At 69.7% G+C, this 18151-nt stretch carries 16 protein-coding genes and 1 other RNA gene; 2 read left to right on the top strand and 15 right to left on the bottom strand.

Annotated features, from left to right (window positions below; all coding sequences use genetic code 11):
* Nucleotides 1-134: 134 nt before the first annotated feature.
* The 15 genes from ftsA to rsmI form a co-directional block, all read right to left on the bottom strand.
* Nucleotides 135-1370, bottom strand: a complete 1236-nt coding sequence (ftsA, locus tag AC3IRM_RS13640; RefSeq protein ID WP_310233257.1) for a cell division protein FtsA — start codon at nt 1368-1370, stop codon at nt 135-137.
* The gene (locus AC3IRM_RS13645) at nt 1367-2191 is read right to left on the bottom strand and encodes a cell division protein FtsQ/DivIB (protein WP_489203623.1); all 825 of its coding nucleotides are present in this window, start codon (nt 2189-2191) and stop codon (nt 1367-1369) included. The genes ftsA and AC3IRM_RS13645 overlap by 4 nt, the downstream gene beginning before the upstream one ends.
* Nucleotides 2188-3162, bottom strand: coding sequence for a D-alanine--D-alanine ligase (locus AC3IRM_RS13650; protein ID WP_489203624.1), 975 nt, complete (start codon nt 3160-3162; stop codon nt 2188-2190). The genes AC3IRM_RS13645 and AC3IRM_RS13650 overlap by 4 nt, the downstream gene beginning before the upstream one ends.
* Nucleotides 3159-4613 (bottom strand): UDP-N-acetylmuramate--L-alanine ligase, encoded by a 1455-nt coding sequence (gene murC / locus AC3IRM_RS13655; RefSeq protein WP_489203625.1) that lies wholly within the window; start codon nt 4611-4613, stop codon nt 3159-3161. The genes AC3IRM_RS13650 and murC overlap by 4 nt, the downstream gene beginning before the upstream one ends.
* Complete coding sequence (gene ftsW, locus AC3IRM_RS13660) at nt 4610-5950, bottom strand: putative lipid II flippase FtsW (protein WP_489203626.1); 1341 nt, start codon at nt 5948-5950, stop codon at nt 4610-4612. Before ftsW ends, murC begins: the two co-directional genes overlap by 4 nt.
* A complete protein-coding gene (gene mraY, locus AC3IRM_RS13665) occupies nt 5950-7035 on the bottom strand; it encodes a phospho-N-acetylmuramoyl-pentapeptide-transferase (RefSeq protein ID WP_489203627.1) in 1086 nt (361 codons plus the stop codon). Before mraY ends, ftsW begins: the two co-directional genes overlap by 1 nt.
* Nucleotides 7025-8407 carry a UDP-N-acetylmuramoyl-tripeptide--D-alanyl-D-alanine ligase gene (locus AC3IRM_RS13670; RefSeq protein WP_489203629.1) on the bottom strand — a complete coding sequence of 461 codons (1383 nt, stop codon included), beginning with the start codon at nt 8405-8407 and terminating at the stop codon, nt 7025-7027. The genes mraY and AC3IRM_RS13670 overlap by 11 nt, the downstream gene beginning before the upstream one ends.
* On the bottom strand, nt 8404-9882 hold the full coding sequence (locus AC3IRM_RS13675; protein WP_489205929.1) for a UDP-N-acetylmuramoyl-L-alanyl-D-glutamate--2,6-diaminopimelate ligase: 1479 nt from the start codon (nt 9880-9882) through the stop codon (nt 8404-8406). Before AC3IRM_RS13675 ends, AC3IRM_RS13670 begins: the two co-directional genes overlap by 4 nt.
* 8 nt (nt 9883-9890) lie before the next feature.
* Nucleotides 9891-11777, bottom strand: a complete 1887-nt coding sequence (locus AC3IRM_RS13680) for a peptidoglycan D,D-transpeptidase FtsI family protein (RefSeq protein ID WP_489203630.1) — start codon at nt 11775-11777, stop codon at nt 9891-9893.
* A complete protein-coding gene (ftsL, locus tag AC3IRM_RS13685) occupies nt 11774-12043 on the bottom strand; it encodes a cell division protein FtsL (protein WP_425491041.1) in 270 nt (89 codons plus the stop codon). The genes AC3IRM_RS13680 and ftsL overlap by 4 nt, the downstream gene beginning before the upstream one ends.
* Nucleotides 12040-12987: a 16S rRNA (cytosine(1402)-N(4))-methyltransferase RsmH gene (rsmH, locus tag AC3IRM_RS13690; RefSeq protein WP_489203632.1), complete on the bottom strand. Its 948-nt coding sequence runs from the start codon at nt 12985-12987 to the stop codon at nt 12040-12042. The genes ftsL and rsmH overlap by 4 nt, the downstream gene beginning before the upstream one ends.
* A 20-nt stretch (nt 12988-13007) precedes the next feature.
* Nucleotides 13008-13457: a division/cell wall cluster transcriptional repressor MraZ gene (gene mraZ / locus AC3IRM_RS13695; RefSeq protein WP_310150322.1), complete on the bottom strand. Its 450-nt coding sequence runs from the start codon at nt 13455-13457 to the stop codon at nt 13008-13010.
* Between the two features lie 498 nt (nt 13458-13955).
* Nucleotides 13956-14318: RNase P RNA component class A (rnpB, locus tag AC3IRM_RS13700), an RNA gene on the bottom strand.
* Between the two features lie 100 nt (nt 14319-14418).
* The gene (chrA, locus tag AC3IRM_RS13705) at nt 14419-15624 is read right to left on the bottom strand and encodes a chromate efflux transporter (protein ID WP_489203633.1); all 1206 of its coding nucleotides are present in this window, start codon (nt 15622-15624) and stop codon (nt 14419-14421) included.
* A gap of 2 nt (nt 15625-15626) precedes the next feature.
* Complete coding sequence (gene rsmI, locus AC3IRM_RS13710; protein WP_489203634.1) at nt 15627-16472, bottom strand: 16S rRNA (cytidine(1402)-2'-O)-methyltransferase; 846 nt, start codon at nt 16470-16472, stop codon at nt 15627-15629.
* A gap of 56 nt (nt 16473-16528) precedes the next feature.
* Between rsmI and AC3IRM_RS13715 the strand changes: the two genes are divergently transcribed.
* Together AC3IRM_RS13715 and AC3IRM_RS13720 are read left to right on the top strand one after the other, a co-directional pair.
* A complete protein-coding gene (locus AC3IRM_RS13715; RefSeq protein ID WP_489203635.1) occupies nt 16529-17770 on the top strand; it encodes a penicillin-binding protein activator in 1242 nt (413 codons plus the stop codon).
* Nucleotides 17767-18147 (top strand): YraN family protein, encoded by a 381-nt coding sequence (locus tag AC3IRM_RS13720; protein ID WP_489203636.1) that lies wholly within the window; start codon nt 17767-17769, stop codon nt 18145-18147. The genes AC3IRM_RS13715 and AC3IRM_RS13720 overlap by 4 nt, the downstream gene beginning before the upstream one ends.
* The last annotated feature ends 4 nt before the right edge of the window (nt 18148-18151 follow it).

The raw sequence follows: 18151 nt of genomic DNA on the forward strand, positions 1-18151 counted from the left end.
CCGTCGTCCTCTGGGTTTGGGCCGGGTTCGGCGTGGTATCCACGTCCTTCCCGGCATCTATTGATTTAGGTACTGCCTGCCGCACTTGCGTCTGTCGCCGTCGCCCTGCCCGCCGCATCCCGCACTGGCGCGAATCAGAATTCGCCGTTGAACCGCGCCCACATCTTTTTCAGCCACCCGCCGGCGCGACCGCCGGACACCACCGGACGGCGCGGATGTTCGATCTGGCTGCCCATCAGCAGCAGGCCCACGCCGCTCGCGTGCACCGGATTGCCGACCACTTCGCCCAAGCCCGTGACGTGCTGCGGGATGCCCACGCGCACCGGCATCTGCAGCATTTCCTCGGCGAGCTCGACCACGCCTTCCATCTTCGAGGCGCCGCCGGTCAGCACCATGCCGGCGCGCACGTGCTGCTCGAAGCCCGAGCGGCGCAGTTCGGCCTGCACCATCTCGAAGATCTCCTCGTAGCGCGCCTGCACCGCCTGCGCCAGCGACTGCCGCGGCAGGCGGCGCGGCGGACGATCGCCGACGCTCGGCACCTGGATCGATTCCTCGCTGGTCGCCAGCTGCGCGAGCGCGCAGGCGTAGCGGACCTTGATCTGCTCGGCTTCCGGCGTCGGCGTGCGCAGCATGTGCGCGATGTCTTCGGTGACCTTGTCGCCGGCGATCGGCAGGCTGGCCGTATGGCAGATCGCGCCCTGCACGAACACCGCCAGGTCGGTCGTGCCGGCGCCCATGTCGACCAGCACGACGCCGAGTTCGCGCTCATCGGACGTGAGCACGGCGGTGCTGGAGGCCAGGGACGACAGGATCAGATCGTCGATCGACAGGCCGCAGCGCTGCACGCACTTGCTGATGTTGGCCGCGGCCGACTGCGCGCAGACCACGAGGTGCGCGTGCACCTCGAGGCGCACGCCGGTCATGCCGACCGGATTGCGGATGCCTTCCTGGGAATCGTCGAGCACGTACTCGCGCGGAATCGCGTGGAGGATCTTCTGGTCGGCCGGGATCGCGACGGCCTTGGCAGCGTCGAGCACGCGGTCGAGATCCGCCCAGGTCACTTCGTTGTCGCGGATCGGCACGATGCCGGGCGAGTTGCGGCACTGCACGTGGTTGCCGGAGATCGACGCGTAGACCGAACGGATCTCGCAGCCGGCCATCAGCTCGGCTTCCTCGACCGCACGCTGGATCGACTGCACCGTCGATTCGATATCCACGACCACGCCGCGCTTGAGCCCGCGCGATTCGTGGCTGCCGATGCCGATGACTTCGATCGGGTTGCCCGGCGAGTACTCGCCGACCAGCGCCACCACTTTCGAGGTGCCGATGTCGAGTCCGACGATGAGCGTCTTGTCGCCTTTGCGGTTCATGTGAGGCCGTGCTTCTGGATGCGTGCGTGGGAGATCGGAGCCACCGCGACGCGGTTGGCGGGTGTGCCGGCAGGCGCCGCAGCGCCTGCCTCGGCGGCGGCTTCGGCCGCTTCGGGCTGCGCCCAGACGAGGGCGAAGCCATTGGTGTAGCGGAGATCGGCGCGTGCGAGCGGCTCGGTGCGGCCGGTGGTCAGGCGCGGCAGCATCCGCGCGAAGCGCGCGAGGCGCAGGCGTGCTTCCTGGCTGCCGACGAGGACTTCGGTGCCGCTCGAGAGCGTCAGCTGCCAGCTGCCGCGCGCATCGAGCGCCACGCGCTCGACCCGCACGCCGGAACCGCCGAACAGATCGCGGGATTCGTTGTAGAGCGCGACGATGTCGGCGATGCGGTTCTCGGGACCTTCGAAGCGCGGCATGTCCGCAGGCGCCTCGACACCCTCTGCGGCGAACAGCCGGCCACGCGTCGACAGCAGGCGTGCGTCGCCCCAGTGCGCGAACGGCACGTGTTCGGCGATCCGCACTTCCAGCACGTCGGGCCACTTCTTCCGCACTTCGACGCCGGCGACCCACGGCACGCGCGCGATGTCGCGCTGCGCATCGCCCAGATCGACGGCGAAGAACCCGCGCTGCGCATGGGGCAGCACCGCGGCGCGCACGCGCGCGGTGTCGACCTGCTCCAGGCCGTCGTTGAGGCGCAGCACGCGCAGCGGCCAGCGATCGGCACCGATCCAGCCGTTGACGACGGCGACCACCGGCAGGGCTACCAGCGCAATCGCCAGTGCCCACGCCAGGACCCGCGCCATCGTGCCGAGCGCCTGGTTCATCGCGGCGCCACCTCCGACGGAACGGTCGCTTCGAGCACGCGCCAGCACAGCGCCGGATAATCGATACCGATCTTCGCCGCCGCCTTGGGCACCAGCGAATGGCTGGTCATGCCCGGCGCGGTGTTCACTTCGAGCAGCAACAGCGCGCCGGTGCGGCGGTCGCGCATCACGTCGACGCGGCCCCAGCCGCTGCAGCCGGCAGCCACGAACGCGTCGACGGCGAGCGCACCGATGCGCGCCTCGTCGTCGCCGTCGAGGCCCGGGCACAGGTACTGGGTATCGTCGGACACGTACTTGGCGTCGTAGTCGTACCACGCGCCCTTGGGCACGATGCGGATCGACGGCAGTGCAAGCGGGCCTTCAACGTCTTCGATCACTGCAACGGTCAGTTCGTCGCCCTCGACCATCTGCTCCATCAGCAGTTCGCCGGGATAGCGCGCGGCGAGCGCCACCGCGGCGTCCAGATCGGCGTCTTCGAACACCCGGCTGATGCCGACGCTCGAACCTTCCTTCGACGGCTTGATGATCACCGGCAGGCCGATCTCGCGCGCAGCGGCATGCACGTCATCGCCCGGCTGCAGACGGCGGTAGCGCGGCGTCGGCAGATCGAGACTCATCCACACCTGCTTGGTGCGGATCTTGTCCATGGTCAACGCGGAACCCAGCACGCGCGAACCGGTATAGGGCACCGCGAAGGCCTCGAGCAGACCCTGCACCACGCCGTTCTCGCCATCGCCGCCATGGAGGATGTTGAAGACCCGATCGAAGCGGCCGGCCACGATGTCCTTCGCGAGCGCGGGCACGCCATCGACGGCATGCGCATCGACGCCGCGCGAGCGCAGCGCGTCGAGCACGCCCTGCCCCGACTGCAGCGAGACTTCGCGCTCGGACCCCGGGCCGCCGAGCAGCACGGCGACGCGACCAAACACGGCCGGATCGGTGAAACGCGGCGGCGACAGCGTCAGGCTCATCGCGCGGCCTCCGTCGTCTGGAAGCCGGACTGCGCCAGCTGCTGGACGGCCGCGCCGATATCGCCGGCGCCCATCATCAACAGCAGATCGCCGTCCTGGAGGATGTCGGGCAGCACGCCGGCGAGTTCGTCGGCGCCGTTGACGACGACGGGATCGATGCGGCCACGTGCACGGATCGCACGCGCCAGCGCTTTCGCGTCCGCGCCGGCGATCGGTGCTTCGCCGGCCGGATACACCTCGGTCAACACCAGCGCGTCGACATCCGACAGCACGCCGGCGAAATCGTCGAACAGATCGCGGGTGCGGCTGTAGCGATGCGGCTGGAACGCCACGACCAGACGGCGATCGCCCCAACCGCCGCGCGCGGCTTCGAACACCGCGGCGAGTTCCTTGGGGTGATGGCCGTAGTCGTCGACCAGCTGCACGCGCGCGCCGGTCGGGGTGACCAGTTCGCCGAGCAGATTGAAGCGACGACCGATGCCCTCGAAGCGGCCGAGCGCGGCGACGATGGCCTCGGGTGCGACGCCGAGCTGCCAGCCCACCGCAGCGGCGGCGAGCGCGTTGAGCACGTTGTGGCGACCGGGCAGCGCGAGACGCGCACGCACGCGGGTGTTCTCGGGCAGGCACAGCGTGAACGTCATCGCCGCGCCGTCCTGGCCGATGTCCTCGGCGCGCACGTCGGCGTCTTCGGACAGACCGTAGGTCATCACGTGGCGCGGCGTCTCCGACGCCAGGCGCGCAACTTCGGCATCGTCGATGCACAGCACCGCCAGGCCGTAGAACGGCAGGCGGTGGAGGAATTCGTGGAACGCGGCCTGCACACGGGCGAAATCGCCGCCGTAGTTTTCCAGGTGATCGGCGTCGATGTTGGTGACGATCGCGACCAGTGGATTCAGGCGAAGGAAGCTGCCGTCGCTTTCGTCGGCCTCGGCCACCAGCCAGTCGCCGCTGCCCAGGCGCGCATTCGCGCCTGCGGCCAGCAGCTGGCCACCCACGACGAACGTCGGGTCGAGGCCACCTTCGGCGAGCACGCTCGCGGTCAACGAGGTTGTCGTCGTCTTGCCGTGCGTGCCGGCCACCGCGATGCTGCGGCGGAAGCGCATCAGCTCGGCGAGCATTTCGGCGCGCGGCACGACGGGAATGCGCTGCGCGCGCGCTTCCATCAGTTCGGGATTGTCGTGGCGGATCGCGCTCGACACGACCACGCAGTCGGTGCCCAGCACGTTGGCCGCGGCATGGCCGCGATGCACCGTCGCGCCCAGGCGCGTCAGGCGGCGCGTGGTCGCGCTGTCGGCGGTGTCGGAGCCCGACACCTTGTAGCCGAGCGTGCACAGCACTTCCGCGATGCCGCTCATGCCGATGCCGCCGATGCCGACGAAATGCACGCGCGAGAACACCTTGGCGAAGTCTTCCTTCGACAGGCCGCGGGTCTGGTGGAGACGACGGATCATGCTTGGCTCCTGCCGCCGAAGCTCGGCTCGACACGCTGCTGCAGGCGGCTGGTGCCGCGCGACGGCGCGCCGGACTGCACGGGCAGCGGCGGCTGGGTGGTGGGCGGCACCGGGCCGGCCGGCGCCGGCGCCGCGGCATCGCCGCGCAACCGGGCGACCTGGCGCTGGGCGCGGTCGAGTTCGTAAGAGACGCGCAGCAGCAGGCCCATCGCGACGCAGGTCATCATCACGCTGGAACCGCCCGACGACACCAGCGGCAGCGTGAGGCCCTTGGTCGGCAGCAGACCGAGATTCACGCCGATCGAGACCATGCTCTGCAGGCCGATCATCAATGCCACGCCGAACGCGCAGTAGCCGGCGAAGTGGCGGCGCATCTCGACGCACTTCAGCCCGACCCAGAACGCGCGGCCGACCAGCGCGACGAACAGGCCGATCACCAGGCACACGCCGATGAAGCCGAGTTCCTCGGCCAGCACCGAGAAGATGAAGTCGGTGTGCGCCTCGGGCAGGTACGAGAGCTTCTGCACCGACGCACCCAGACCCACACCGGCGAACTCGCCGCGGCCCACCGCCATCAACGCATTGCTGAGCTGGTAGCCGGCGCCGAGCTGGTCGGCCCAGGGATCGAGGAACGAGGTCAGGCGACGCACGCGATAGGGCTCGAGGATCGCGATGAAGGCGAAGATCGGCAGGCCGATGATCACCGGCGCGGCCATGCGCGGCATGTGCACGCCGCCGAGCACCAGCATGCCGGCTGTCACCGCGAGGATCAGCGACGCGTGGCCGAAGTCGGGCTGCAGCAGCAGCAGCGCGACCAGTGCCACGGCGACACCAAGCGGCTTGAGCATCGCCGGCCAGGTCGCGTTGACCTCGTCGCGGAAGCGCACGAGGTAGCTCGCCAGCCACACGATGTAGATGACCTTGACCGCCTCGACGACCTGGAAGTTCGACACGCCCAGCCAGATCCAGCGGTGCGCACCGTTGACCGAGCGGCCGAGCCCCGGGACGAAGACCAGTAACAACAAACCGAAACAGGCCAGGAGCACGAAACGGTCGTACTTCTCGATCGTCTTGAGTTCGGTGCGCATCACGGCCAGTGCGAGGCCCAGACCGAGCGCGAGGAACATCAGGTGACGCGTGAGGAAGTAATAGCGGCCGACGCGCATGTCTTCGCCGATCGCGATCGAGCTCGACGCGACCATGATCACGCCGAGCGTCGCGATCGACACGATGATGCCGACCAGCCACGGATCGAAGCGACCGACGATGTCGTCGATCCGCGTCGCCTGGCGGGCGCCGGCGCCGTCGTGGGGCATCTGGTCGTAGGTGCGGGCCATCAGCGCACCTTCAACGTGGCGAGACCGATCAGCACCAGGATCACCGAGATGATCCAGAACCGCACGATCACGCGCGGTTCGGGCCAGCCCTTGAGTTCGAAGTGGTGGTGGATCGGCGCCATGCGGAACACGCGCTTGCCGGTCAACTTGAAGCTGGCGACCTGGATCATCACCGACAGCGTTTCGATGACGAAGATGCCGCCCATGATCACCAGCACCAGTTCCTGGCGCACGATCACCGCCATCGTGCCGAGCACGGCGCCGAGCGCCAGCGCACCGATGTCGCCCATGAACACCATGGCCGGATAGGTGTTGAACCACAGGAACCCGAGCCCGGCCCCGGCGATCGCCGCGCAGATGATCACCAGCTCGCCCGCGCCCGGCACCTGCGGAATCTGCAGATAGTTCGAGAACACCGCGTTGCCCGAGGCATACGCGAACACGCCGAGGCCGCAGGCGACCAGCACAGTCGGCATGATCGCCAGACCGTCGAGGCCGTCGGTGAGGTTCACCGCGTTCGAGAAGCCGACGATCCAGAAGTAGGCGATCGCGACGAAGCTGATGCCGGCCAGCGGCAATGCGATCGACTTGAACAGCGGGACGTAGAACGTCGTCGCTGCAGCCACGTCGGCATAGAGGTAGAGGTACAGACCGGCGGCGAGGCCGAAGATCGACTGCAGCAGATATTTCCAGCGGGACTTCAGACCATTGGGGTCGCGCTTGACGATCTTGATCCAGTCGTCGTACCAGCCGATCGCACCGAAGGCGACCATCACCCCCATCACGACCCACACGTACCTGTTGCGCAGGTCGCCCCACATCAGCACCGACAGGAAGATCGTCAGCAGGATCAGCGCGCCGCCCATGGTCGGCGTGCCGGCCTTGGAGAAATGCGTCTGCGGGCCGTCCTGGCGGATCGGCTGGCCACCCTTGAACTGGGCGAGCTTGCGGATCACCGCCGGACCCAGCCACAGCGACAGCAGCAGCGAGGTCAGCGCCGCGAGGATGCCGCGGAACGTGAGGTACTCGAACAGCTTGAAGAAGTCTTCCAGACCCTGCAGCCAGCGGGCGAGTTCAAGCAGCATGTCCGGTTCCTTCAGTGGTGCGCAGCGCGGTGACCACACGGTCCATCGCACTGCCGCGCGAGCCCTTGACCAGCACGCGCGCATCGGCGTGCAGGTCGGCCCGCAGCGCTTCGATCAGCGCTTCGTGGGTATCGAATCGGCGCGCACCGTCGCCGAAGGCATCGGCCGCGGCCGCACTCAGTGCGCCCAGCGCATACAGCCGCGCGATGCCGGCCGACTTCGCGCGCACGCCGGCCTGGGCGTGCATCGCCGTGCCGTCGGTACCGAGTTCGCGCATGTCGCCCAGTACCAGCCAGCGGTCACCACCGCCGGCGGCGAGCGTGTCGATGGCGGCGTTGAGCGAGCCGGGATTGGCGTTGTAGCTGTCGTCGATCAGCACCGCGCCTTCGGCCACCGTGTAGCGGACCAGACGACCCGCGACGGCCTCGGCGCTGCCGAGCGCGACGACGATGGTCGCCAACGGCACGCCGGCGGCGAGCGCGATGGCCGTCGCGGCGAGCGCGTTGCGCACGTTGTGGCGGCCGGGCAACGGCAGCGCGACGTCGGCCTCGCCCGCAGGCGTGACCAGGCGGAAGTGCGCGCCGATATCGTCGAGCCGCACGTCGCGCGCGGACACGTCGGCCGTAGCCTCGATGCCGAAACGCAAAAGGCGACGGCCGTGGGCACGCTCCGCGAAATACGGTGCGAACGCATCGTCGGCATTGATGATCGCGGTGCCGTCGGCCGGCAGCGCGTCGTAGATCGCGGCCTTGGTGTCGGCGATGCCGAGCAGGCTGCCCATGCGTTCCATGTGCGCCGGCGCGATGTTGTTGACCAGGGCGATGCGCGGCTGCGCGATCGCGGTCAGGTACGCGATGTCGCCCGGCTTGCCGGCGCCCATTTCGTAGACCGCGAAGACTGCGTCTTCCGGCGCATCGAGCACAGCCAGCGGCAGGCCGATCTCGTTGTTGAAGTTGCCGGGGTTGAAACTGGTAGGCGCATGGCGCGACAGGATCGCCGCAACCAGCTGCTTGACGCTGGTCTTGCCGTTGCTGCCGGTGATCGCCACGACCGTTGCGGCGCGTGCACGCTGCACCGCGGTCGCCAGCGCGCCGAGTGCGCGCTGCGGATCGGCGACGACGATCTGCGGCAGGGCGATGTCGAGCGGACGCGCGACCAGCGCCGCACGCGCGCCGCGAGCAGCGGCATCGGCGACATGGTCGTGCCCGTCGAAGTTTTCGCCCTTCAGCGCGACGAACAGCAGTGCGTGGACTTCGGCTGCGTCGAGCTTGCGGGTGTCGGTGGCCACGGCATCGATCGGAAAATCACTGTTGACGCCGTGCAGGCGACCGTTGACCAGCTGGGCGATGCGGGCGAGGGACAGCGGGTTCATCGCGCGCCCTCCGCATGACGTGCATCCAGCGCGGCCTGGGCGACGACGCGGTCGTCGAACGCATGCTGCACGCCGTCGATCTCCTGGTAGGGCTCGTGGCCCTTGCCGGCGATCAGCACGATGTCGCCCGGCTTCGACTCGCCGATCGCGCGTTCGATCGCACGGCGACGGTCGCGCTCGATGGTGACGGCGTCGGGCCTGGCGAAGCCGGCCATGATGTCGGCGATGATCGCGTCGCCGTTCTCGCCGCGGGGGTTGTCGTCGGTGACGATGACCCGGTCGGCATGCGCTTCGGCGATCGCCGCCATCTGCGGACGCTTGCCGGTGTCGCGCTCGCCGCCACAGCCGAACACGCAGACCAGTTCGCCGCGCAGGTGACCGCGCAGCGACTGCAGCGCCTGCTGCAGCGGATCGGGCTTGTGCGAATAGTCGACGACCACCAGCGGCTGCGTGTCGCCGCCACCGAGGCGGTTCATGCGGCCGGCGATCGGCTGCAGACCGGCGAGCACGCGCACGATGTCCGCAGGCGCGTAGTCCAGCGCGCGCAGCACGCCGGCGACGACCAGCAGGTTGTCGACGTTGAAGCGGCCCAGCAGCGCCGCGCGCACCGGCAGCGACTGGCCGTCGACGCGCAGCGTGAACGCGATGCCGCGATCGTCGAGCGCGATGTCGTGCGCGGCGATGTCGGCAGCGGTACTGCCGGCGGCGCTGGTGGTGATCGCGCGAACGCTGTCGGCGAGCTGCGCGGGCAGCGTTGCGCCGAAGGCATCGTCGATGTTGATGACCGCAGCCTTCAAGCCGTCGCGCACGAAGAGCTTGGCCTTCGCCGCGCCGTAGCCGGCCATGTCGCCGTGATAGTCGAGATGGTCGCGGGTGAGATTGGTGAACACCGCGACGTCGTAATGCACGGCGTCGACGCGGCCCTGGTCGAGCGCGTGCGAGCTGACTTCCATCGCCACCGCCTGCGCGCCGCCATCGCGCAGCTGCGCGAGCAGCGCATGCGTCTGCAGCACCAGCGGCGTGGTGAAGCCGGTTGGCTCGACCGCGCCATGCAGGCCGGCGCCGAGCGTGCCGATGGTGCCGGCGCGGGTGCCAATGGCCTCGAAGGCCTGGGCGAGCAGCTGCACGGTCGAGGTCTTGCCGCTGGTGCCGGTCACGCCGACCATCGTCATCGCGTGCGAGGGCTGGCCGTGGAACGTGTCGGCCATGATGCCCATGCGCGCACGCAGGCCGGCAACGGCGATCGCATCGGCCGGCAGCGACGGAATCTCCGGCGGCACCGGTGGTTCGAACAGGATCGCGCTGGCGCCGGCGGCGCGCGCGATGTCGGTGAAGTGCAGGCCGTGCGTGCCGAAGCCGCCGATCGCGACGAAGGCGTCGCCCGGACGGATCGCGCGGCTGTCCTGCACCAGACCGGTGATCACCGTGTCGGCCGGCACCGCGGCCACGTCGGACAGCAGTACGTTGAGCGCCATCGCGCGGCTCATCGCTGGCCTCCGGCGACATGCGTCGCGGCGACCGGCGTGGGCTGCACCGCGGACACCACAGGCGCAGCGGGCGCGGCCGCAGGCGTCGCGGGGACGGCACGGCCCTGCTCGCGCGCACGCTTGGCATCGGCCGTGGCCTGCGCGGCCAGCCAGGTGTCGATGTCGTCGGGCGGCACGTCCATCAGGCGCAGCGCGCCGTCCATCACGCGCTGGAACACCGGCGCCGACACGTAGCCGCCGCCGTAGGTCGAGCCGCCCTTGGAGGTGTCCGGATCGTCGATGACCACGGCCATCGCGAAGCGCGGATTCTCGACCGGCACCAGGCCGGCGAAGAACGCGAGATAACGACGTGCGTAACCGCCGCCGCTGGCCTTGCGCGCGGTGCCGGACTTGCCGGCGACGTGATAGCCGAGGATCGCCGCGCGCGTGCCGGTACCGCCGGGCTCGGTGACGGTCTGCATCATCCGCACGACTTCGTCGGCGACCGCGGCCGAGACCACCTGGCGCGATTCGCCGACGTGACCCTTGACGAAGGTCGGCGTGATCGAACGGCCGTGATTGCCGAGCGTCGCGTAGGCATGCGCGATCTGCATCGGCGTGACCGACAGACCGTAGCCGTAGGACATGCCCTGCTTGCTCGTTCCGCTCCAGCGCGACGGATCCGGGAACAGGCCCGCGGCCTCGCCCGGGAAACCGCTGCCGGTGCTCTGGCCGTAGCCGAAGCTGCGCACGAAGTCGTAGAAATACTGGTTCTCGAGCTTGTGCACGATCATCGCCGAGCCGACGTTCGAGCTCTTGGTGATGATGCCGGTCGTGTCGAGCACACCGTAGTTGCGGAAATCGCTGGTGCGGAAACGGCCGTTCGGGATCCAGCCGGGGCTGGTGTTGAACGTGCTGGCCGGCGAGATCACGCCCTTCTCCAGCGCCGCCGCCACGGTGATCGGCTTCATTGTCGAGCCGGGCTCGAGCAGATCGGTCAGCGCGCGGTTGCGGTGCGCGTCGCGGTTCTCGCCGGTGACACGGTTGTTGTTGTAGGTTGGCAGGTTGGCCATCGCCAGCACCTCGCCGGTCGCCACGTCCAGCACGACGATCGAGCCTGCGCTCGCACCGGTTTCTTCCAGCGCGCGGCGCAGTTCGCGATGCGCGAGGAACTGGATGCGGCGATCGATGCTCAGCACCAGATCCTTGCCCGGCTCGGCGGCGCGCACCAGGCTCACGTGCTCGACGATGCGGCCGTGGCGATCGCGGATCACGTTCTGCGCGCCCGGCACGCCGGCCAGCCATTCGTCGAACGCGAGTTCCACGCCTTCCTGACCGTTGTCGTCGATGTTGGTGAAACCCAGCACGTGCGAGACCGCTTCGCCCTGCGGATAGAACCGGCGGTACTCGCGCTGCGAGAACACACCCGGCACGCCGAGATCCAGCACGCGCTTGGCCGCCACCGGGCTGATCCGGCGGTGGCGCGGGATGTACATGAATTCCTTGTCGGCGCGCTGCGACACCGCGCGCGACAGTTCTTCGAGCGGCAGACCGGTGGCCTGGGCCAGCTCGGGCAGGCGGTCGGGATGCTTGCTCAGTTCCTGCGGATTCGCCCACAGCGATTCGACCGGCGAGGAGATCGCCAGCGGCTCGCCGTTGCGGTCGGTGATCATGCCGCGCGAGGCCGGAATCGGCACTTCGCGGCGGAAACGCGCGTCGGCCTTCTGCTGGTAGAAGGCGTTGTCGATGAGCTGCAGGTCCACCGCGCGGCCGACCAGCGCCACCGCGCCCAGGCCCAGCGCACCGCCGACCAGCATCAGGCGCAGGCGCAGATCGAACTGCGCGCGCTTGCGCGGCTTCTTGGCGTGGCCGTCGCCGGCCTTGATGAACCTGCGGAAGTTCATGGCCGCACCACGACGATCTCGGCCGTCTCGGGGAAGCGCATGCCCAGACGCTCGCGCGCGACCTGGTCGACGCGGTTGCTCATCGCCCAGGTCGCCTGCTCGAGCTGCAGACGGCCGAAGTCGATGTTGAGTTCGTCGCGCGCACGCTCCAGACGGGTCAGGTCGATGTAGAGCTGGCGATAGTCGTGGCGCGCGTGCACCACGCCGATCGCGGTGATCACGTTGGCGGCCAGCAGGATCGCGACGACGAGATGGCGCAGCTTCATGCGGCCGCCTCCAGGTCGAGCTTCTCGGCCACGCGCAGCACCGCGCTGCGGGCGCGCGGATTGGCGCGCAGCTCGGCATCGTCGGCCTTGGTCGCGTCGGCGACGATGCGCAGGCGCGGCACGAACGGCGCGGCTTCGGGCAGACGGCGATTGCCGGCCGGCGCCTTGGCGTGGCCGGCGATGAAGCGCTTGACGATACGGTCTTCCAGCGAGTGGAAGCTGATCACCGCGAGACGGCCGCCCGGGCGCAACGCCGCGAGCGCGGCATCGAGACCGGTTTCGAGATCGGCCAGCTCGCGGTTGATGTGGATGCGGATCGCCTGGAACGAGCGCGTCGCGGGATTCGTTTCCTTCTGGCCCGGCTTGGACTTGCCGCGCGGCACGTTGGCGCCGATCACCGCAGCCAGATCGGCGGTCCGCAGGAACGGCGCTTCGGCACGACGCGCGACGATCGCACGCGCGATGCGGCGGCTCATGCGCTCTTCGCCGTAGGTCCACAGCACGTCGGCGATCGCAGCCTCGTCGGCGCGCGCGATCCACTCGGCGGCGCTTTCGTCGGCGTCGGGATCCATGCGCATGTCGAGCGGACCGTCCTTGCCGAAGCTGAAGCCACGCTCGGCGACATCGAGCTGCGGCGAGGAGACGCCCAGATCGAACAGCACGCCGTCGAGCGGCGCTTGCGCGACCTCGTGCCAGCCGGTGAGCTCGATGAAGCTGCCACGGTAGATCGACACGCGCGGGTCGTCACCGAAGCGGGCTTCGGCGACGGCGATCGCTTCGGGATCCTTGTCCATCAGCAGCAGGCGGCCATCGGCGCCCAGCTGCGCGAGCACGCCGGCGGCATGGCCGCCGCGGCCGAAGGTGCCATCGAGGTAGCGGCCATCCGGGCGCACGTGCAGGCCGTCGAGCACCTGCGCGTACAACACCGGGAGGTGGCCGGACATGACATCCGTACCACCCGCGGTCACAACGGCAATCCTTCGAGATCGTCGCCGGCCATGTCCTCGTCGGTCAGGGTCTGGCGGATCTGCGCCTGGTGCGCCTGCTCGCTCCAGAGCTCGAACTTGTCGCCCATGCCCACCAGCACCGCGCGGCGGTCGATACCCACCGTGTTGCGCTGGCTGGACGGAATGCCGATACGGCCGCTGGCGTCGGGCTCGAGCACCGTGGCGGCGCCGACCAGCTTGAGCTGCAGGGTGCGGTTGCGGGCCAGCGTGCGCGGCAGCGCATTGACCTGGTCGCGCAGCGTCTCCCAGGCCTTGAACGGGTAGAGGTACAAGCCGCCGGCATCGAAGGGGTTGTAGGTCAGGACCAGCCGGTTGTCGCATTCACGCGCGACGAAGTCCCGATAGGCGGTGGGAATCGCCAGTCGGCCCTTCTCGTCGATGGTGATGGCGGTCTCGCCCTGCAACACGTCCGTTCCTGCCCGTTGAGTGCCCGTCTGTAGCGGGCTTTGGCGTTCGGAAAACCACGAAATTCCCGGTTTCCCCACGTGTCGCCACCTTAGGACCCGTCATTTGGGTTGTCAACAGCTTTGTCGAGAACTTTTCACCTGTCTGGTCAATGACTTGCGTCACGCTTCAGAGACTTGTTCAAGCTTTATCCACAAGCACCTGTTTCGTCTCAAATTTTGAGATTTGGCCGATTTTGGCAACCAACGGAACCCTCACGCAGGCTTCACGGAATCAGCGCCGCTGCGGTGCAGCAACGCCGCGCCTGTTCAGGGTTCCCGGGTGTGGGTTGCGCAGGTCTGGGTGGCCGGACGGCCTGGCGCAGATGCTGGCCGGCCCGCCTTGACTGGCCCGGCGCACGTCGTCCCGCCGAAGGAGCGCGGCGGTGTCGTGCGGAATCGGCGTCGACGGCAGCGCTGACGACGCAGCCTCCATTCCTCTGGAGGCTTCGGATATCGAGGTGGCGGAGCCGGCCGATAAGCCGGGTTCTGTCGTGGACAGTCATTCCTCTAGGCGCACCGTCACCGGTACGCTCGAGCAACCTACCCGGACCCGACGCGGGCAACGTCATGAGGTCCCTATTTGGTCTTGCTCCAGGTGGGGTTTGCCGTGCCGGCCTGTTACCAGGCTCGCGGTGCGCTCTTACCGCACCATTTCACCCTTGCCGTCCTGCCGAAGCAGTCTTGGGCGGTATCTTTCTGTTGCACTTTCCGTCGGCTCGCGCCGCCCAGGCGTTACCTGGCACCTTGCCCTGTGGAGCCCGGACTTTCCTCGGCACCGCCGGATGCAAGCACCCGGGGTGACGCGACTGTCTGGCCGACTCCGCCGTGCGCATTCTCGCACGGGACGCCCTGCCGCAGCCGTCGCGCTGCGCAGCGCCGCACGATCATTGCGCCGGAAACTCCAGCGCGGTCAGACGATCCGTCAGATCGTGCCCAGCGCCCACCCGCCCAGCGCCATGGCTGGCACCAGCAACCACACGGGGACGCGCAGCCCGACCAGCGCCAGCAGCGCGACACACACCAGACCCAGGTCGCGCCAGCCGGAGACCGCGCTGGTCCACAGCGGATCGACGAGCGCCGCCAGCAGCAGTCCGACCACCGCTGCATTGATACCCGCCAGCGCGGCGCGCATGCGGTGCCAGCGGCGGATCCGCTGCCAGGCCGGCTGCACACCGACGACCAGCAACATTCCGGGCAGGAACACCGCCACCAGCGCCAGCAAACCACCTGCCCAACCGCCCGGCCCTGCCTGCATGCCCGCGCCGAGGAAGCCGGCGAACGCGAACAGCGGGCCCGGCAGCGCTTGCGCAGCCCCGTAGCCGGCCAGGAACGAGGTCTCCGTCATCCAGCCCGGCGACACCACACTGGTTTCCAGCAGCGGCAGCACCACGTGGCCGCCGCCGAAGACCCACGCGCCGGCGCGATAGAAGGCCGCGAACACGGCGCCATTGGAGGCCGGCATCGTATGGGCCAGCAGAGGCAGGCCCAGCAGCAGCACCGTGAACACCAGCAGCGCGATCCGCGCCGGCCATCGCGCCCCGGAGATCGGGACGTCTGTGCTCGGCAGGCTGTCGTCGATGCGCCACCACCCGGCGCCCAACACCGCGCCCACGCCGATCACCACCAGTTGCATGCCGGCGAAAGGCCAGAGCAGCAACGCGGCCGCCGCACACAGCGCCACCGCCACGGCGGCCGGGCGACGGCAGAACACCTGCGCCATCGTCCACACGGCCTGCGCGACCACCGCCACCGCCACCAGTTTCAGGCCGTGCACCACGCCCACCGGCAATCCGGCGTCCGACTGCAGCAGGCCCAGCGCGAAGCCGATCATCAGCAGCGCCGACGGCAGGGTGAAGCCGCACCACGCCGCGAGCGCGCCCCGCAGTCCGGCCCAGCGCAGGCCCAGCGCCATGCCCACCTGGCTGCTGGCCGGGCCCGGCAGGCACTGGCACAGCGCCACCAGCTCCGCGTAGTCGGCTTCTCCCAGCCAGCGCCGGCGCACCACGAAGGCATCGCGGAAGAACGCCAGATGCGCCGCCGGGCCGCCGAACGAGGTCAGGCCCAGGCGCAGGAACACCCGGAAGATCAGGCCGGGTGTGATGTCCGGCCCGGCCGGGTCGGCACGCACGGTCACGGCTCCGACGGCGCGCCGTAGAGCGACTTGCGCGGCGCCCCGGTGATGTCGGCGGCGAGCTTCGCGGCCAGCGACGGCTTCATCTCACGGGCCAGCAGCGCATAGACCCGGCGACCTTCGGCCAGCCGCGCATCGACGTCGTCGCCTGCACCCTCGATCAGCACCACGAACTCGCCCTTGCGCTGGTCCGCCTCGCCCGCGACGCGCGCGGCCAGCGTCTCCAGCGGGCCGTCGAGCACGGTCTCGAACAGTTTGGTGAGTTCACGCGCGACCACGGCAGGACGTCCGCCGCCGAAGGCCTGCACCGCGTCGGCCAGCATCTCTTCGATGCGGTGCGAGGACTCGTAGAACAGCACGGTGCGCGGTTCGGAGGCGAGCGTCTGCAGGCGTTCGCGCCGCGCGCCCGCCTTGGCCGGCAGGAAACCTTCGAACACGAAGCGGTCGCTCGGCAAACCGGCAACGCTGAGCGCAGCGATCAACGCGCTCGGCCCCGGCGCCGGCGACACCCGCAGGCCGGCGACGCGGGCCGCGCGCACCAGCCGGAAGCCGGGATCGCTGACCAGCGGCGTGCCGGCGTCGCTGACCAGCGCCAGCGATTCGCCGGCCTGCAGCCGCTCGACCAGGCGCGCGGCCAGGCCGTCTTCGTTGTGTTCGTGCAGGGCGATCAACGGGCGCTCGATGCCGAAATGGCCGAGCAGCTGGCGCGTATGCCGGGTGTCCTCGGCGCAGATCGCATCGACGCTGCGCAGCACCGCCTGCGCGCGCGGCGACAGGTCGCCCAGGTTGCCGATCGGCGTCGCCACGACGTGCAGGACGCCGGGGGCGCGGGAAGGGTCGCTCATCGTCTGCACACCAGGAACGCTAGAATGCGCCCATTATCCCGCAGCGGAACCGCGACATGGCAGCAACGGCCCAGCCTTCGAACGCCAGCACGCGCACGACGCGCGCCTTCGGTGCGCAGCCCCGCGCATTGCGCCTGCTCGCCGGCGCCGCGCTGGCCGCGATGCTCGCCAGTTGCGCGACCGTGCAGACCACCGGCAGCGCCGGGCCGGTTGCCGCGCCGTCGGAGGCCCCGGCCGCGCCCGGTCGCTGGACATTCGACGACAGCCGGCCCGCCGCCGAACGTGACGGTTATCGTCCGCCGCGCAAACTCGCCGTGCTTCTGCCGATGAGCGGATCGCTGGCGACCGCCGCCGCGCCGGTGCGAGACGGCCTGCTCGCCGGTTACTACGGCGAACGCCGCGCACGGCCCGAACTCGCGTTCTACGACACCGCCGGCACCGCGACCGGCACTGCGGACGCCTACACCCGCGCGATCGCCGAAGGCGCCGACCAGATCGTCGGTCCATTGGGCCGCGAGGAAGTCGACGCGCTGTTCCGCAGCCCCGCGCAGGTACCGGTGATCGCCCTGAATCGCGGTTCGATGCAGGCCCCCGACAATGCCGCCGCGTTCTCGCTGGCGCCGGAAGACGAAGGCGACGCTGCCGCGCAGTACCTGCTCAAGCGCAACGCGCGCAACGTGCTGGTGCTCAGCAACGGCGAGGACGCTGCGCGCCGCAGCGTCGATGCGCTGACCGCGCGTCTGGCCCAGAACGGCGGCAGCGTGGTCGGCACGCTCGCGATCATCGGCGACACCCCGGTCGACCAGACGCCGGCGCTGCAGAACGCGCTCGCCAGCGGCGCCGGTGTCGATGCGGTGTATCTCGCGATCCGCGGCAACCAGGCACGCGTGCTGGCGCCACAACTGTCGGTCGCCGGGCTTGCCACGCGTCCGCGCGTCGGCAGTTCGCTGCTCTCGCAGGGCACCGGCAAGGCGGAGGAAGACCAGATCCTCGACGGCATCGTGTTCCCGACCGAAAGCTGGTCGACCGGTGCCAGCGCGCGCTCGCTACCGCCGCTCACGACCGTGTCGCGCGATCTGCCGACCGCACGCGGCGGCGCTGCGCGCCTGTTCGCATTCGGTTTCGACGCGTGGTTGCTGAGCGGCTATCTCGAACACCTCGCCCGCACGCCCGATGCCGCGATCGGCGGCGCGACCGGCATGCTGCGCATCGCCGGCGACGGCAATGTCATGCGACAGCCGGCGTGGGCGACGTGGCGCAACGGCCACGTGGTGCCGCAGGCGGACGCCGGCGGTTGAACGACCGGCGGCGCGATGGCGCTGCCGTCGAGCAGGCCGCGGCCGCGCACCTGCAGGCCGCCGGCCTGCAGCCCCTCGCCGCGAACGTCGGTTTCCGCGGCGGCGAACTCGATCTGGTGATGCTCGACGCGCGCGGCGCGTCGCGCGTCGTCGTGTTCGTCGAGGTCCGGCATCGCCGCACCGCGGCGTTCGGCGGCGGCGCGGCTTCGGTCGATGCCGGCAAACGCCGGCGGCTGGTGCTGGCGGCGCAGCAGTTCCTGATGCGCGAGCGCGGCCTGCGCGACCTGCCCTGCCGGTTCGATGTGGTGGAAGCGAGCGGCGATGCGGATGCGCCGACGCTGCGGTGGATCGAGGATGCGTTTCGGGCGGACGACTAATCGG

This window comes from Luteimonas sp. KH_071, from assembly GCF_057838005.1.

Coding starts and splice junctions, on each gene's coding strand:
- AC3IRM_RS13645 (WP_489203623.1), bottom strand. CDS start 2,191: ATGAACCAGGCGCTCGGCACGATGGCGCGGGTCCTGGCGTGGGCACTG.
- rsmH (WP_489203632.1), bottom strand. CDS start 12,987: ATGTCCGGCCACCTCCCGGTGTTGTACGCGCAGGTGCTCGACGGCCTG.
- ftsW (WP_489203626.1), bottom strand. CDS start 5,950: ATGGCCCGCACCTACGACCAGATGCCCCACGACGGCGCCGGCGCCCGC.
- AC3IRM_RS13675 (WP_489205929.1), bottom strand. CDS start 9,882: ATGGCGCTCAACGTACTGCTGTCCGACGTGGCCGCGGTGCCGGCCGAC.
- murC (WP_489203625.1), bottom strand. CDS start 4,613: ATGATCCGTCGTCTCCACCAGACCCGCGGCCTGTCGAAGGAAGACTTC.
- AC3IRM_RS13670 (WP_489203629.1), bottom strand. CDS start 8,407: ATGAACCCGCTGTCCCTCGCCCGCATCGCCCAGCTGGTCAACGGTCGC.
- rsmI (WP_489203634.1), bottom strand. CDS start 16,472: ATGAGCGACCCTTCCCGCGCCCCCGGCGTCCTGCACGTCGTGGCGACG.
- mraY (WP_489203627.1), bottom strand. CDS start 7,035: ATGCTGCTTGAACTCGCCCGCTGGCTGCAGGGTCTGGAAGACTTCTTC.
- AC3IRM_RS13650 (WP_489203624.1), bottom strand. CDS start 3,162: ATGAGCCTGACGCTGTCGCCGCCGCGTTTCACCGATCCGGCCGTGTTT.
- ftsA (WP_310233257.1), bottom strand. CDS start 1,370: ATGAACCGCAAAGGCGACAAGACGCTCATCGTCGGACTCGACATCGGC.
- ftsL (WP_425491041.1), bottom strand. CDS start 12,043: ATGAAGCTGCGCCATCTCGTCGTCGCGATCCTGCTGGCCGCCAACGTG.
- AC3IRM_RS13715 (WP_489203635.1), top strand. CDS start 16,529: ATGGCAGCAACGGCCCAGCCTTCGAACGCCAGCACGCGCACGACGCGC.
- AC3IRM_RS13680 (WP_489203630.1), bottom strand. CDS start 11,777: ATGAACTTCCGCAGGTTCATCAAGGCCGGCGACGGCCACGCCAAGAAG.